General features: G+C 65.3%; 15 protein-coding genes. 6 read left to right on the forward strand and 9 right to left on the reverse strand.

The annotated features are described in order from the left end of the window. Nucleotides 1-29: 29 nt before the first annotated feature. From H7V21_RS03540 to H7V21_RS03555, 4 genes are all read right to left on the reverse strand, one after another. The gene (locus tag H7V21_RS03540) at nucleotides 30-2,777 is read right to left on the reverse strand and encodes a M16 family metallopeptidase (RefSeq protein WP_188055322.1); all 2,748 of its coding nucleotides are present in this window, start codon (nucleotides 2,775-2,777) and stop codon (nucleotides 30-32) included. A gap of 65 nt (nucleotides 2,778-2,842) precedes the next feature. Then, the gene (locus H7V21_RS03545; RefSeq protein WP_188055325.1) at nucleotides 2,843-6,292 is read right to left on the reverse strand and encodes a TonB-dependent receptor; all 3,450 of its coding nucleotides are present in this window, start codon (nucleotides 6,290-6,292) and stop codon (nucleotides 2,843-2,845) included. Between the two features lie 108 nt (nucleotides 6,293-6,400). Further along, a complete protein-coding gene (locus tag H7V21_RS03550) occupies nucleotides 6,401-7,384 on the reverse strand; it encodes a FecR family protein (RefSeq protein ID WP_188055327.1) in 984 nt (327 codons plus the stop codon). Further along, the gene (locus H7V21_RS03555) at nucleotides 7,366-7,842 is read right to left on the reverse strand and encodes an RNA polymerase sigma factor (protein ID WP_188055330.1); all 477 of its coding nucleotides are present in this window, start codon (nucleotides 7,840-7,842) and stop codon (nucleotides 7,366-7,368) included. Before H7V21_RS03555 ends, H7V21_RS03550 begins: the two co-directional genes overlap by 19 nt. 430 nt (nucleotides 7,843-8,272) lie before the next feature. Between H7V21_RS03555 and H7V21_RS03560 the strand changes: the two genes are divergently transcribed. The 5 genes from H7V21_RS03560 (at nucleotide 8,273) to H7V21_RS03580 (ending at nucleotide 11,868) form a co-directional block, all read left to right on the forward strand. Further along, entirely contained in the window at nucleotides 8,273-8,758 is a 486-nt protein-coding gene (locus H7V21_RS03560; RefSeq protein WP_188055333.1) for a trypco2 family protein, read from the forward strand. 272 nt (nucleotides 8,759-9,030) lie between these two features. After that, complete coding sequence (locus H7V21_RS03565; protein WP_188055335.1) at nucleotides 9,031-10,005, forward strand: AraC family transcriptional regulator; 975 nt, start codon at nucleotides 9,031-9,033, stop codon at nucleotides 10,003-10,005. Nucleotides 10,006-10,112: 107 nt separating this feature from the next. Next, nucleotides 10,113-10,340 carry a hypothetical protein gene (locus H7V21_RS03570; protein WP_188055338.1) on the forward strand — a complete coding sequence of 76 codons (228 nt, stop codon included), beginning with the start codon at nucleotides 10,113-10,115 and terminating at the stop codon, nucleotides 10,338-10,340. A 4-nt stretch (nucleotides 10,341-10,344) separates the two neighbouring features. Next, complete coding sequence (locus tag H7V21_RS03575) at nucleotides 10,345-10,869, forward strand: gamma carbonic anhydrase family protein (RefSeq protein ID WP_188055340.1); 525 nt, start codon at nucleotides 10,345-10,347, stop codon at nucleotides 10,867-10,869. Between the two features lie 51 nt (nucleotides 10,870-10,920). Beyond that, entirely contained in the window at nucleotides 10,921-11,868 is a 948-nt protein-coding gene (locus tag H7V21_RS03580) for an NAD(P)H-dependent flavin oxidoreductase (protein WP_188055343.1), read from the forward strand. Nucleotides 11,869-11,890: 22 nt separating this feature from the next. Here the strand turns inward: H7V21_RS03580 and H7V21_RS03585 are convergent, their stop codons facing one another. Both H7V21_RS03585 and H7V21_RS03590 read right to left on the reverse strand, forming a co-directional pair. Beyond that, nucleotides 11,891-12,349 carry a DUF1465 family protein gene (locus H7V21_RS03585; RefSeq protein ID WP_188055344.1) on the reverse strand — a complete coding sequence of 153 codons (459 nt, stop codon included), beginning with the start codon at nucleotides 12,347-12,349 and terminating at the stop codon, nucleotides 11,891-11,893. Between the two features lie 74 nt (nucleotides 12,350-12,423). Continuing rightward, nucleotides 12,424-12,621: a YdcH family protein gene (locus tag H7V21_RS03590; RefSeq protein WP_188055347.1), complete on the reverse strand. Its 198-nt coding sequence runs from the start codon at nucleotides 12,619-12,621 to the stop codon at nucleotides 12,424-12,426. A gap of 153 nt (nucleotides 12,622-12,774) precedes the next feature. Between H7V21_RS03590 and H7V21_RS03595 the strand changes: the two genes are divergently transcribed. Beyond that, nucleotides 12,775-12,927 carry a YdcH family protein gene (locus H7V21_RS03595; RefSeq protein ID WP_188055349.1) on the forward strand — a complete coding sequence of 51 codons (153 nt, stop codon included), beginning with the start codon at nucleotides 12,775-12,777 and terminating at the stop codon, nucleotides 12,925-12,927. 116 nt (nucleotides 12,928-13,043) lie between these two features. On the opposite strand, the gene H7V21_RS03600 is transcribed toward H7V21_RS03595, so the two are convergent. From H7V21_RS03600 to H7V21_RS03610, 3 genes are all read right to left on the reverse strand, one after another. After that, nucleotides 13,044-13,469, reverse strand: a complete 426-nt coding sequence (locus H7V21_RS03600; RefSeq protein WP_262503993.1) for a PilZ domain-containing protein — start codon at nucleotides 13,467-13,469, stop codon at nucleotides 13,044-13,046. Between the two features lie 23 nt (nucleotides 13,470-13,492). Continuing rightward, on the reverse strand, nucleotides 13,493-13,951 hold the full coding sequence (gene dksA / locus H7V21_RS03605; RefSeq protein WP_188055352.1) for an RNA polymerase-binding protein DksA: 459 nt from the start codon (nucleotides 13,949-13,951) through the stop codon (nucleotides 13,493-13,495). Between the two features lie 696 nt (nucleotides 13,952-14,647). After that, the gene (locus H7V21_RS03610) at nucleotides 14,648-15,430 is read right to left on the reverse strand and encodes a hypothetical protein (RefSeq protein WP_188055354.1); all 783 of its coding nucleotides are present in this window, start codon (nucleotides 15,428-15,430) and stop codon (nucleotides 14,648-14,650) included. Nucleotides 15,431-15,454: the final 24 nt, after the last annotated feature.

The raw sequence follows: 15,454 nt of genomic DNA on the forward strand, positions 1-15,454 counted from the left end.
CTCCAGCACGGCGAGCACCGCGCCCGCCCTCAGCGTAGCACTCCGCCCTCCGCGTCCCACACCTCGACCGTCCCCAGATCGAGCGCGCGGATGTCCGCCTCGATCTTCGAAAGATCGCCGACGATCACCCAGGTCATCGCGTCTGGGTGCAGCATCGTGGCGGTCTGCGCGATCGTCTCCGGCGTCAGCGCCGCATAGCGATCGGGCATGGTGGTGACCCATTCATAGGGGTGCTGATAGCGATCTACCCAGCGCAGATAGCCGACCATCGCATTGTTCGTTTCGAACCGATCGGGAAGCGTCAGCACCTCGCCGCGGACATAGAAGTCCAGTTCCTCGGGCGTGACGGGACGGTCGCCGGCGATGCCGTGGAGTTCGCGTGCGATCTCGCCTAGCGCGTCGGCGGTGCGGTCGGTCTGCACGCTGGTGGCGACAGTGAACAGCTGGGGGCCGGTGCCGCCGCCGATCCCGCTGTTTGCGCCATAGGTCCAGCCCTTGTCCTCGCGCAGGTTCATGTTGAGCCGCGCGGTGAACCCGCCGCCGAGAATGCCGTTCATCGCGGAGAGATCGAAATTCATCGGATCGAGGCCGCTGGGCATTACCTGTCCGACACGGATCATCGACTGGATCGCGCCCGGCTTGTCGACCAGCACCACACGGGGCTCGGTCTGCGCGGAGAGCGGCGCGACCTCCTTCTCCCCGCGCGCCACGGCTGGCGCCTGCCAATTGCCGAGATGGCGTTTCAGCACGCCGAGCAGCCGGTCGAAATCGACGTCGCCCGCAGCATAGATCACGCCGTTGTCCGGACGGATCCAGCGGTCGCGGAATGCCTCCAGATCGGCGCGGCTGTAAGATGCGATGGTTGCCGCGCGTCCGGCGATTGGGCCGCCATAGGCATGATCGGCGCCGTACAGCAGATAGCTGTACACGCGCCCCGCGATGCTGCCCGGATCGGCGAGCGCCTGCTGCAGACCGTTGAGCGCATTCTGGCGATCACGCTCCAGATCGGCTTCGCGCAACCCCGGATGGCGGATCATGTCGGCCCAGAGAGCCACCGTCTCGTCGAGCGAACGGCCCAGCGCCGAGGCGGCGAAGTTGGTGGTGTCCGAATCGCCCGAGCTGTAGATGCGAGCGCCGAGCAACTCGCTGCGCTCGGCAAATTCGCTCGCCGTCAGATCCTGCGTGCCGTCGTCCATCATGCCGAGGTAGAAGCCCTGAAGTCCCGGCTTTTCCGACAGGTCGGCGGCGCCGCCCGCGTCGAAACTGGCGACCAGCTCGACCACCGGCGTTCCGGTCTTGTGCGAGAAGACCACACGCATTCCGTTTGACAGCGTCGCCTCGCGCCGCTCAGGCAGGGTGAGCGGCGCAGCCCCGCCGAAGGCGGGAAGCACGCTGCGATCCGCGCCATCGGCCAGCACCTCATGCGCGCCGAACGGCTCGACCGTCAGGCGGTAGTTGGGCCGCGCGAGCCACGTCTCGGCCGCCTGCTGCACCTCGTCGGGGGTCAGCGCGGCATATTCCGCCTCGTCCTCGGCATATTCGCTCGGGTTGTCGGAAAAGATCATGCCGCCCGACAGCATCATCGCACGCACGAACAGCGATTCGCGCGACCGCACATTATCGCCGTATGCCACCGTCTTGTAGCGCTCCAGTTCGGCCGACGTCGGCCCTTCGGCAATAAACCGGTCGATCTCGGCCTGCAGCACCTGCTCGGCCGCATAGCCGTCCACATCGGGCTTCAGCCGCATCTCGACGGTGAACATTCCTGCGATCGCCGAGGGCTGATAATTTACTGAAACGCCGGTGGCATAGGGGTGATCGATCACGAGCGCCTGATGCAGCCGCGACAGCCGGCCGCGCCCCAGAACGGCCGACGCCATGCGCAACGGAGCGGTTTCGGGCGTGTCGCCGCCGGGCACTGCCCAGCTCCACGAAAGCGCGGTCTGCGGCACGGTATCCTGCACCGTCTCGCGCCGAACGCGATCGAGCGTCGGCACCCAATTCTCAACGCGCGACACCGGTTCGCCGGCGGGAACGCTACCGAAATAGCGCGTCATCAGCTCGCGCGCCTGCTCGACCGTCACGTCGCCAGCCAGCGTCACCACCGCATTAGTCGCGCCATAGTAGCGGCGGAACCAGTCCTTCACATCGTCGAGCGACGCGGCATCCAGATCGGCCATCGATCCGATCGTGGAGTGGTAATAGGGATGGTTCGCCGGATAGAGGCCGCGCGCCTGCATCTCCGACATCATCGCATAGGGCTGGTTTTCGTAGGTACGCTTTTCGTTCTGGACGACACCGCGCTGTTCGTCGAGCTTGGCCTGACTCACCGCGCCGAGCAGATAGCCCATGCGATCGCTTTCCAGCCAAAGCACGCGCTCCAGCCCGCCCGTTGGTACGACTTCGTAGTAATAGGTCTGGTCGAGCGAAGTCGCGCCGTTCACCGCGGAGACGCCGATCTCCTGAAGCGGCGGCATATATTCGTCGTCGCGATGCTCCGATCCATTGAACATCAGATGCTCGAACAGGTGCGCGAAGCCGGTTTTCCCCTCGGGCTCGTTCATCGAGCCGACGTGATACCAGACGGCGACCGCCACCTTGGGCACCGAATGATCCTCGTGCACCACGACGCGCAGCCCGTTGGGCAGCGTGAACGTTTCATAGGGGATGGGTGCCTGCACCGCCTCCGCGGCCGATTGCTGGCGGGGCTGGGCAGACGCCGGCGCGGGAAGGAGAAGCGCAGCCGCTGAGGCGAGGAGAAGCGTGGTTATCTTCATGGGGTTCCTGGGGTTCGCGAGGGGGCGGCCGGCGCGAGAAGCGGTCGCACCGGCCGGGGACATGATCAGAAGGTGGCGGAAACACCGAGCTTGAAGCGGCGACCGCCCAGATAGGTGCCGCTGGAATAGAAGCGCGCTTGGTCGCCCAGCGTGTAGGCCACGTCGGGGGTGTTCGTGCCCTTGAGCAGGTCCGAACCTTCCACGAAGATGCGGAACTGGCCGAAGCTGGGACGGAGATAATATTCGGCGCGGAAGTCCAGCGTCTGCGCGTCCTCTGCGAAATAGCTTAGCGCGCGAGGGTAGAAATTCCACAGCGCCCGCGACTGGAAGCCGTAGGTCAGCGTCGCGTCGATATCATATTTGTTGTAGGTGAGCGCGACCGTTCCGGAATGTTTCGGCGAACTGCGGTAGGGTACGCCTGCGAATTCGTAGATATTGTCGTCGGGATCGCCATAGGCCCAGGAATAACGGTCCACCCGCTCGCTATGCGTATAGGTGTAGTTGCCGTAGATCCCGAGACCGCCGAGCACGCCCGGCAGGAAATCGAAGCGGCGCTCGGCCTGCACCTCGAAGCCATAGAGTTCGGCGACGTCGTCGCTGTTCACCGGCGTCGATCCGGTGATGAACACGCTGTCCGGATTGGCGGGATCGAAATAGGGTGGCCCGTTGAAATAGGGGTGATCGGGAAGCGTCACCGCCGCGAGGTTTGCAGCGCCGTTGCTGATGTTCGACTGGAGCAGGTTCTCGGTGCGCTTGTAGAAGCCGCTCAGCTTGAAGATGCCGATCCCGGAGTAATATTCCGCGCTCAGATCGAAATTGTGCGTGTTTGCCGGCTTCAGGTCCGGATTGCCGCTGTTTATCTGCAGGATCGGCTTGGTGCCCTGCGGCCCCGGAATGGGGAAGTTGATGAACGAGACACGCGTTTCGCTGGAAAGCAGCGCGATCTGCGGCCGCGCCACGGACAGAAAGTAGCCGCCGCGGAAGATCAGATCGTCGCTCTCGCGATAGTTGAACAGCACGCGCGGGAGGAATTCCTCGGTCGTCCCGCTTTCGGTGATCAGGCGTGAAAACTCGTTCTGGAATATCAGGTCCACGCCGATGCCGCCGCCGTTCTCGGGAAGGATCGGACCGGTATAGACGGGATAGACGAGGTTGCGCGCTTCGAGCTTCACGCGGTTGTACCGAACGCCGCCGATCACCTCGAGCTTGCCGAACTCCAGCTTCGATTGGAGATAAGCGGCAAAATTCGTCTCGCGCGTCATCTCCTGGTCCTGTCCGGGAACAGGCTCCAGCTCGGTGATCGTCAGCCCGGTGTTCGCCGCCACCTGGTCGATGTTGTTTACGAAATCGCGAAGCGACGCCTCGGTCACGGTCGTGAAGTTCGCGCCGTCGATGCCGATACGAGCAAGATCGGACTGCGCGAATACCAGGCCCGCGTCGGTCGCGAGGATGTTGCCGCCGATCTGAGAACGAATGTGATCGCTGCGGAATTCGGCGCGCTCGTAATAGGCGCCGAGCTCGATATAGCTCAGAAAGCCCGCGTCCGCCTGCCAGCGCACGCTCGCTTCACCGGTGTAGCGATCGTTGCTGCCGTTCGAACGATCGATCTGGCCGCTTGCATTCTGGATGGTGAAGCCCGCGGGATCGTTGACGAGCGCCCAGCCCTCCGCGCTGAGCAGCGGGAGCGGGATGCCGTCGCCCGTCCTGCGCCCGAATGCGGAGACGATATAACCCGCGTCGGGATCGAGCGCGCCAGGCAGAAAATAGCTTGCCTGCGCGTCGATCGCAGTGCCGTTGCCGACGGTGCCCAGCCGCAGCGTGTTCGAAAAGTTGCGCGGATCGGTGAGTTCACCGTGCGCATAGCCGGCGGTGTATTTGATCTCGAACGCGCCGAGATTGGTCCTGCCGTTCAGCGCATAGGTATCGGTGACGTTCTTGACGTCCTTCGCATAGCTGTAGCTCTGCGAGCGAGAGATAGCACCGTTGCCCGGCGTCAGATCGACGCTGAGTTCGGGGCCGGAATAGCCGCCCGGCACGTCGCTGTATTCCGCCGCGACGTTGAAGCTATCGGCTAGGCCGTACGACGTCCGCGTGGCTTCCGAATGCTGGAAGTCGAACTTCAGGTTCGTATGGCTCGCCACCTGCCATTCGGCCGAAAGCGTGGCGGCGAGATTCTCGTTCTCGATGTGCGAGAACTGGGTCGTCAGCCCCGTGACATAGCCCTGATCCGCGCCATCGACGAACGGAAAGGTGGCGTACGGATCGAGCTCCTCCGCCGATTCAAAGGTCGGCAGGCCGTTCTCATCGAGCGGCAGCGCGCGCCCGGTGCGTATCGTCGTTCCATAGCCGATCGTGCGCAGCTCGTGCCTGCGATACTGCACCGACGCGCTGAGGCCGAAGCTGTCGCCGAACGTGCCCGCGACGGTCCCCGAAACGAGATAGTCGCTCGCGAAGTCATCGGGCGCGCCGCCGCCTTCGAGCAGCAGACTGGCATAGCGGCGGGGGCGATCGAGCGGCGAGAGCGTCTCGATTTCGATCAGCCCGCCGGTGCCCGCGCTGTCGTGGCTGGGCAGCAGCGTCTTGTTCACCGTGATGCTGCTCACCGAATCGGCGAGCAGGTTCGACAGGTCGGCCGAACGCCCGGTGCCGCTGCCTACCGGGAGGTTGAGCCCGTTGAGCTTCACGGCGTTCATGTCCGGCTCGAACCCGCGGAGGATCACGTTGCTGCCGTCGCCGGTCGACGAATCGCGCTGGAACGACACGCCGGGAACGCGGCGGAGCGCTTCGGAAAAGGTGGTGCCGGTGAAATTGCCCAGATCGTCGGCGGAGACCACGTCGGCGCTGTTGTCGGCCGTGCGCTGCCGGTTCAGCGCCTTGGCGCGTGCGCTGGTCGAGCCATAGACGATGATCTCCTCGCCCGCCGTATTGGTGGCGCGATTCAGCGCGAGATCGACCTGCGATCGATCCTCTGCGGTCACCGTGACGATGCGGCTCACCGGCGCGAATCCGAGAAACGAGACCTCGAGCGTGTAGGTGCCCGCCGCGACACCTGGGAAACGAAAGTCGCCGAACTCGTCCACGCGCGTAGTCGCGCCCGTTTCGACGATACGTACAAGTGCGCCGGTGACGGATGCCGTTCCATCCGGGCCGGTGACATGCCCTGCGATTGTCCCCTCCCCCGCCTGCTGTTCGCCCCGCGGCGCCGGAGCGCTCACAATGAACGCGCCGCCACTCGTGGTGCTAAGCGTCAGGCCGCTACCGGTCAGCAACATGCGATAGGCGCCTTCGGGAGTATGGCTGCCCTGGAGCGGCGGCGCCGCCTTGCCGCGTATCGCGTCGCCGGAGAAGACGATGTTGGTCTCGGTCTGCCGCGCCACGGCGCGCAGCGAGCGTTCCAGCGGCTGCGCCGGCAGATCGAAGCTGTAGCGGGCCTGTGCCTGTGCCTGTGCCTGTGCCGGAATCACGATCACGCCGGCAGTGGCGGCGAGCGCCGCGAAACTGAGTTTCGAAACCATTCTTCCCCCCTGTTGCAGAGCGCGAAAAAATCCCGCTCCCCCAGGGGTAGACGATGGTGCGACGCAAAACCGACATTGCCGCGACACAAAAGTGAAAAAAGCGTCTACTCAGCGCAAGATTTGAATGGTTTCGCCATCGTCGCGGACATGAAGCCCGTGCAGCGTAGCGACTGCCTGCGCGAAGTCGGGCGTCGCATTGGTGGCGAACACGCCTGAAACGGGCAGCGCCGCGACGTGCGGATCGGGCACGGCTAGCCTTGGGCCGCCGTAGCGATTGAGTTCGGCGACGGCTTCGATGAGCGGCGTGTCGCGGAAGATCGCCTGTCCGCGCCGCCAGGCCGTGACCGCTTCGATCGATTCAGCGCGCGCGATCCGCATGCCGCGCTCGCCCGCGGTAAGCCGCTCGCCTGGATCAAGCTCGGCAGGCGCGACGGGCGTCGCGCCGCGCGGCGGCGGGGCCGCATCCGAGACCACCACCTTGCCCTCGATCAGCGTGACGGTGACGTTTTCGCCGTCGCGGCGGACGATGAAGACGGTGCCGACCGCGCGTATCAGCTTGCTGCCCGCATGGACGATGAACGGGCGCTCCGCATCATGCGCCACTTCGAACATCGCCTCGCCGCGGTCGAGCCGCACGCGCCGCCGATCGTCGGAGAAACGCACGTCCACTTGGCTATTGGTGTTGAGCGCGATGCGGCTGCCGTCGTCCAGCGTCGCGATCTTCTGTTCGCCTCGTGCGGTGGAATAGTCCGGGCTCGTCGAGAAGAGGCCGCTGATCGCGCCGAAGCCGAGCAGCACCAGGATCGCCGCGGCAAGCGCGAGTAACGGTCGCTGCGGCCGCGCAGGCGGCAGCGATTGGCGCGCGGGATGTCCATCCCCGTTCTGGAAGCAGAGCGCGGCGCCGGGCAGCATCGCCCAGATCTCAGTCGCACGCTCGAACGCGTGGGCATGCGCGGGATTGTCGTGCAGCCAAGCCTGAAATCCTGCTTCGGTGTCGGCGGTGCGCTCCCCCTGCAGGCGCGCCACCCAAGCCGCCGCCTCGGCTTCCACCGAGCTGTAGCGCATCCCGCCGCTCACCATTGCGACATCCACTGCATCAGCTGGAGCGTGGCGCGTGCGACCTGCTTCTCGACCGCCGCGACGCTCATCTCCTCATCCCGCGCGATCTCCGCATAGCTCATATTCTCCAGCCGACGCTTGAGCAGGATGCGGCGCGTGCGCTCGGGCAGCTGCTCCAGCCCAGCGGCGGCGTGCCGCAGCCGCTGCTGCTGCTCCACGATCTGCCCGGGGTCCGGCGTGACGTCGGCGATATGTCGCAGGTCCTCGGCATCCGCGAACGGCGCGCGCGCGTTGCGGCGCTGGCGATCGATCGAAAGATTCACTGCCGCAGTGACGAGCAGCGCCTCCTGAGACCGTGCCTGGGATTTGCGCTGATATAGCTCCAACTTGAGGAATGCGTCCTGAACCAATTCGTCTGCGTCCTGTTCGGGAATGCCCTGCCGCACCACGGCGCGTCTGGCCTTCTGAAGCATCTCGGCGAGCGTCGGCATCGGCGAAGCAGACCTCAGCTATCCAGACGCGCCGGTGAGACAAATCCGACATGCGCGCGAGCAGAAAAAGGATCCGGTCCGGACATGGCCGCCATAGTGTCACCGCTAGTTCGGGATGCAAGGTGCCGTTTCAGCAATCAGGCGCGCGGCGCCTGTCGGCGATAGCAGGACCGACGAGATGCTTGCGATGTTCCGGAAGTCTCGAACGTCCCATTCAACGCGGCGAACCTCCCCAAGCAGATGGCAGTCAGCCGGGACATTCTGATGGTATTGATGATGGTATACCCCGCACAGCTTCGATGTAATCGTTCGCAACCCGCGCAGCAGAGCGTCGGATTCGCTGGGTGTGAAGCATTCCCTTCCGAGAAGATTGCACCTTCAAGGATGTACGCGAAAACGGTATGAATGGACCCCAGAACAGGGGGCTGTGATGGACGAAGCAGATCTAGAGAATGTCATCAATTCCATTAGAAAATCGCTTGTCGCCGTCAATCTGGAGCGTGAGAAGGATGCCGATCCTCGGATGTTCCTGGCAACCGAAGCCGAGATCGAACTGAAATTCACTGCCCAGAAAAGCACCGCTGCTACCGGCGGTTTGAAACTGGTGGTAATTCCGGGCCTGACCGCAGGTGGCTCCGCAAAGCGTAAGGTCAGCGAGGAGAGGGTTCACACCCTACGGCTGAAATTCGCGCCGATTATCGGGACGAGAGTGGAAAACGGGAAAACAACGTTCACCACGCTGCAGGATGGCCGGACGGTCGATGTGCAACCTGATCCGAATGCCGTCACCATCCACGCTGATCCGGAGCAGTGGGGCGCAACAGGAATCGCGAACGACGGCTCGACGAACATTGGCGGTTCGAGCCTGGACAGCGGCGGCGCGGGCGGGATGGCGAGCGACACCGGCCCCGAATAGCGCCTGCGCTCTCCTCCCAAGCCATTCGGCGCCCGACGAAAGCCGCCGCGGCCCGCGCGGCGACGCCAGCGAGCGGCACGATCCGCGCATTCGCCGACACATCGGTTGAGGCATGGGTAGCGCCGCCGCCAGCGATATTTTCACCTCCATCGGCGGGGAACCCGCCGCCCATCCCCCCCACCCCCCCTCTCGTACCGACCCGCGCCGATGCGCCCGGCAGAAAAGGCGGAACGGCCCGGCGCGCGGCGAATTCTTCCAACAGGGAGAAAGGCATGCGCGGCGTTCTCGAACGGCTGCTGATCACGCTTGAGGTCCGCCTCGAGGCATTTGCGTTGCTCGACGTGCGGCGCGGACGTCGGCTGCACGTCGATCCGGGAGACGCGGTGCTGCTGCACCATGTGCTTTCCGGCAGCGGCTGGCTGGAAGTGCCGGGCCACGCTCCCGTTCGGTGCGAGCCCGGAACCGTGATCTTCGCTCCGGCAGGTGCGGACCAGAGACTGCGCATCGACGAGGACGACGAGGGCGAGGAAATCACGGCACTCGAAAACTGCGCGATGGTGAAAGACGGGCTGATTCGCTTCGACGCAGCGCGCGGCGGCGACCCCGATCTGCGGGTGGTAAGCGCATCCATGCTGGCGAGCGCCGACGGATCCTTCGGCCTGTTCGATGCACTGAAAGCACCTCTGACGGAAAGACACGAAGGAAACGAACGGGTGGCGGGCGCCTTCGCGCTGCTCCGGCGCGAAGCGGAGGCGCCGGGTCTCGGCACGCGCGCCTTCATCAGTTCGCTGATGCAGCTCTGCCTCCTTGCCCTGATCCGCCGCCACTTCGAGCAGTTGCCCCAGGATTCGCCGCTGATCGCCGCCTTCGGCGACCGGCGGCTCGCGCGCGCCCTTGCCGCCGTGCTCGACGCGCCGGCCGACGCGCACAGCGTGGCAAGCCTGGCCGCCACCGCCGGCATGAGCCGCTCCGCCTTCGCGCGCGCGTTCCGAACCGATTTCGACCTCAGCCCGATGGAGTTCGTCGCCAAGGTCCGGCTGCAACATGCCGCCGAGCTGCTTCGCGGCACCGATCTTCCGGTGAAATCGATCGCCACGTCGATCGGCTATGCCAGCCGCAGCCATTTCTCGCGCGCCTTCCGCGCAGCCTATGGCCGCGACCCGCGCAGCTTCCGCCGCCATGCGTCCCGCGCAACGGAGATCCCGCACCTCGATCCCGAAGCAGACGCAGACGCAGAAGAAGAATGAGGCAGGTGGCGCCGTGCTGCGGCAAACCGCTGCCTGGCGGCATTGAAGGATTAACCTTCCCGATGCTAGCAGCGGCCAGGGGATCGTACCGGGGTAGGTTCGACGTCATGGCTGAATTCTGGGTTTTCATCTACGCGCTTCTGAGCGGCTTCGTGCTGATGTCCTTGCAGCGCAACCAGCGGCAGCAGCGGCCTTCACCGCATATGGTGACGCTGGCCGGTTGGGGTCTCTTCTCGCTTTCATCCACGTTGGCGATCCTTATGGGCGCGCTTGCCTTCGCGCTGGCGATCGGTGTGCCGGTCCCGCTCGACGGCCTGGCGCCGGGCGTCGTCTAAGCCGATGCCGCTTTACGCCTTCGCCGGCCAGCAGCCGCAGATCGCCGACGATGCCTGGGTCGCGCCCAGCGCCGATCTGATCGGCGACGTCTGCCTTGACGCCCTGGCGAGCGTTTGGTTCGGCGCCGTGATCCGGGGCGACAACACGCCGATCCTGATCGGCGCGCGCTCGAACATACAGGAAGGCGCCGCGCTCCACTCCGATCCCGGTGCGCCGCTCACCATCGGCGAGGACTGCACGGTTGGCCATCATGCGGTGCTGCACGGCTGCACCCTCGGGAATCGCGTGCTCGTCGGCATGGGAGCGATCGTGCTCAATCGAGCCGTGGTCGGCGACGATTGCCTGATCGGCGCCGGCGCGTTGATCACCGAAGGCAAGGAATTTCCCGCGGGTCATCTGATCGTCGGATCGCCTGCGCGCGCGGTGAAACCCCTGCCCGAACAGACGAAGGCGATGCTCAAGGCCTCGGCCGCGCTCTACGCCGCCAAGCAGCGCGAATATGCCGAGGGACTGACGCAGGTCGGTTGAGCTGCCGGCGACGGAACTGGACAGTCATTCCAGTTGCGCTATGAAACGCGCATGTCCTTGCCTCCGCTGTTCGACCGCCTGCGCCTGCCTGTAATCGGCTCGCCGCTGTTCATCATCTCATGCCCCGAGCTGGTGATCGCCCAGTGCACCTCCGGCATCGTCGGCTCGTTTCCGGCGCTGAACGCGCGGCCGCAGAGCCAGCTCGACGAATGGCTGCATCAGATCACCGAGGCGCTCGCCGCGTGGGACCGCGACCATCCGGAAACGCCCGCCGCGCCCTTCGCGGTCAATCAGATCGTCCACCGCTCGAACGACCGGCTCGAACAGGATCTCGCCACCTGCGCCAAGTGGAAGGTCCCGATCGTCATCACGTCGCTCGGCGCGCGGCCAGAACTGAATGACGCGGTTCACCAATGGGGCGGAATAACGCTGCATGACGTCATCGACGACCGTTTCGCGCACAAGGCGATCGAGAAGGGCGCCGACGGGCTGATCCTCGTCGCGGCCGGCGCCGGCGGTCATGCCGGCCGACTGAGCCCCTTCGCGCTGGTTCAGGAAGTGCGCGAATGGTTCGACGGCCCCGTCGCGCTGTCGGGCTCGATCGCGACGGGCGCGTCGGTCCTCGCCGCCCAGGCGATGGGCGCCGATCTCGCCTATATCGGTTCTCCCTTCATCGCGACGCAGGAGGCCAATGCAGTCGATGCCTATAAGCAGGGCATCGTCGATGGGCGCGCATCGGACATCGTCTATTCGAACCTGTTCACCGGCGTGCACGGCAACTATCTGCGCGGCTCGATCGTCGCGGCGGGGCTCGATCCGGACAACCTGCCCGAAAGCGATCCCAGTGCAATGAACTTCGGCGGCTCCAAGGCGTGGCGCGACATCTGGGGATCGGGCCAGGGTATCGGTGCGGTGCATGCCGTCGAGCCGGCTGCGGACCGGATCGCCCGGCTCGGCGCGGAGTATCAGGCGGCACGCGCGCGACTCTGCGGCGGCTGAGCGGGCGACGCCCGCTGCGCGATCAGAATGCGTGCGTCAGCCGCTCGACCAGACTGCGTGCCGGGCTGTGGGAGGCCGCCGGCTCGTCCAGGGCATTGTCCAGGCGCGCCACGCGACGATAGAGGTCGATGCTGGCGACAATGATCGTCGCCGCCTGCCCCGGCATTGCCTGCAGCGTCGCATCCTCCGTCTCGGGAGCGTTTCCGAGCCGTCGTGAAGGGAGCAGCGCCGCACTTTCGCTGATTTCCCCGGCGTCGACCGCGCGGTGCGTGAGCAGCCAGGCAATGACGTGCATCAGCCGAGTGGTCACCTTGAGCGATTCGCACGAGAATGTGACGCGCGTCAGCGGATCGAGCTCGAGCCGCGTGTCGCGGCCCGTGGCGTCGAAATAGGCGCGCGCTTCGTCGGCGAGCAGCATCGATTCGACATAGAGCGAGTCGATCAGCTTGCGGTGAATCCGTGATGCCCCCGGTTCGTGCATTCCGCCGTGCTGCCACAGCCATTGTGGTGACGAAAAGGCAAATTTCCCCAGCCTGCGTCCCGATGCGGGAGCGGTCAGGCGATGATGTCGGGAATCAGCTGGTCTTCGAGCAGGGCAAGCTCGTCCCGCAGCTTGAGCTTGCGCTTCTTCAGGCGCGCGATCTGCAACTGGTCGGCTGATCCCGTCGCGCCTAGCGCATCGATCGCGGCGTCGAGGTCGCGATGCTCGGTGCGGAGCAATTCGATGCGCTTCAGGATCTCGCTGTCGTCCATCCGCCCTTTCCTGCCCGATGACGCCGCACGCCTCAACGGACCATCGTGTTCAGACTAACGGCTTGTCGCTTGGATCTAGATGGGAGCGCGACAACCGCTTCGGAAGATGCTTTATTCGATCCCCCCATCCACCGAATCAGGAGGAACGCTTCCATGCAGAACGCGCATTTCTCGGCACTTGAGGCCAAGCATCAGGTCCTCGACGAGCGAATCGCCAACGAATCGCAGCGCCCGCTTCCTGACCAGTTGCTGATCGCCGAATTGAAGCGGAAGAAGCTGCGCGTCAAGGAGGAGATGGCTCGCTAGCGAAGCCATCCACAGCTTTCTGCTGTCCAGAACCGGGAGTGCGCCCTGCGCCCTCCCGAACGGGCACGAGCAAAGCCGGTGCGGCGCGGGTCTTGCGCCGCGCGCCGCTGTCCCACCTACCGTCGGGTGATGATCGCCTTGGCATAATGCGGCGTGTGACCGCCCTTCCCGACCGGCTTGCGTGCAGCCATCGGATCGATCTCGCGATCGAATGCGACTCCGACGCGGCGTTCGGCGCACCAGGCGATCCGGCCCGTCACCATGCCGACTCCCCGCAGATCGACTTCGACCGGCGTGCCGACGGCGACCGGCTCGGCATATTCGGCCATCAGCCCGCCCGCGGAAAGATTGCGGACGCGCACCTGAAGGCTCTCGCCCGTTCCCGCCACACGGAACTGCGCGGTCAGCAACAGGCTGTCGCGTGCGCCGCTGCGCTGGCTTGCCGCCTCATCGGAGGAAGCGGTGCCGAGGGGGATGTGGGAAAACTGGTCCATTCCGGTCTTCTCGAACGCGAAGTGCATGATCCGCGAATAAACCAGCAACGCTTTTCGAAAGCGTTAACCCGCTACTCTTCGCGTGAAACCTTCTCCTGCCGTTCGTGGCGCTCCTGCGCCTCCACCGTCATGGTGGCGATCGGCCGCGCCTCGAGCCGCGCGAGCGAAATCGGTTCGCCCGTCACTTCGCAATAGCCATATTCGCCGTCCTCGATCCGGCGCAGCGCCGCGTCGATCTTGGCGATCAGCTTGCGCTGACGATCGCGGGTGCGCAGTTCGATCGACCAGTCGGTCTCGCTCGAGGCGCGATCGGTAAGATCGGCCTCGCGCAGGGAATCGCTCTGCAGCTGCGAGAGCGTCCCGGCTGCCTCGCGATAGATCGCGTCCTTCCACGCGTTCAGCTTGTCACGGAAATAATCCAGCTGACGCGGATTCATGAACGGTTCGTCGGCGCTGGGCCGGTAACCGTCGTTGGCGACCGCCGGGGGCCGTTTCTCAGGGTCGTCGAGCCGATCCAAAACCGTTGCCATCCCCACTCTCCACACTGGATCCCCAGTGGCGCCGCCTCCGGAGACCGCCCTTTTCTGCCCGCTGCGCCTATACGGATGTGCGCGCCGCTTCACAAGCGCCGCTTGCGCTCGAAGGCCTCTATAGCGGGTGGAAATTGCCGTTCCCTGAACCGCGCGGGCGAACCTGCCGAACCGCGCCGAGCGACCGGCGCGCTTCCGGAGTTAACATTTTCCGCCAGACTGAGGGCAGTATCGTACCGAAATCGTACGTTAACCATATGATGTCGGGTGCTGGGTGCAGAATTATTCAAAGTACGGCTTGAACAATGGTTAACCGCCTTGCGCTTAATAGTTTGTTTTGCACTTTAGACGCACTGAGTGGCGAGGAGCGGCTGTCCCTTCCGGCCAGCGCGCGCCAGCAACGAAAGAGTGGGACATCATGTCGGTTCGGATGGCCTTGGCGAAACTTTGCGCATGTACGTGCGGCGGGGCGATCGTGGGCGGCGGCGCCGTGCACGTGGCCGAGTCGGCACAGGTGCCGCAGGTCGAGCGCCAGCAGAGCGGCGACAAGCGTGTCGTTCGCCGGACCGCGCGGCGCGAAGCGATCAAGACGCGCCGCACGGTGCGCCGGACCGTGGAAACCCAGCAGAGCTGCCCAGCACCCACGGTCGTCACCGTCACGAGCCAGGGAACGCCAGTGCCGCTTCCGCCGCCCGTCTATCCGAGCAGCGGATTCGGATCGAGCGGCGAGATTCCGATCGTTTCCAGCTCGTCGAGCGGCTCGAGCAGCACCTCCGGCGGCGTGATCGGGGGGACAAGCGGCGGCGGCTTCGGCGGTGGCTTCTTCGCCGGCGGCTTTTTCGGCGGTGGCGGCGGCGGAAGCGGCGGGATCGTCATCTCGTCCACCACCAGCACCAGCGGCTCGACCAGCTCGGGAACCACCAGCAGCGGCTCCAGCGGCATCAACATCGACATCGACGTGTCGAGCGGCGGTTCGTCGACCAGCACCTCGACGGGCGGCTCGTCCACATCGACCGGAGGCTCGTCGACCAGCACCTCGACGGGCGGTTCGTCCACCTCGACTTCCAGCGGCGGCTCTTCGGGCGATGTCTCGAGCTCCACCTCGAGCGGTGGCTCGTCGGGCGATGTCTCGAGCTCGACTTCCACCTCAAGCGGCGGCTCGTCGGGCGACGTTTCGAGTTCGACGTCCAGCTCCACGTCGAGCGGTATCTCCTCGTCCAACTCCAGCTCGACCAGCTCGTCCAACTCGAGTTCGACCAGCTCGTCCAACTCCTCCTCGACTTCGAGTTCGTCGAGCTCGAAGGGCGGCTGGCACGGATCGAGCGGGTGGAGCTCGAACGGCGGCTGGAGCACCAACGGCGGCCACCATCCGCCAGGATCGAGCGGTCCCGGCAGCTCGAACGGCGGGCCTTCGCCGGTGCCGGCTCCGCCGATGGTGATCCTGTTCGGCGCCGCAGCGGCCGCGCTGGTGGCGCGCAAGCGCTTCGGTCGGAAGCGCGACGA

Origin of the sequence: Sphingosinithalassobacter sp. CS137, from assembly GCF_014334115.1 — a bacterium.
In the GTDB taxonomy this organism is placed as follows: Bacteria; Pseudomonadota; Alphaproteobacteria; order Sphingomonadales; family Sphingomonadaceae; genus Sphingomonas.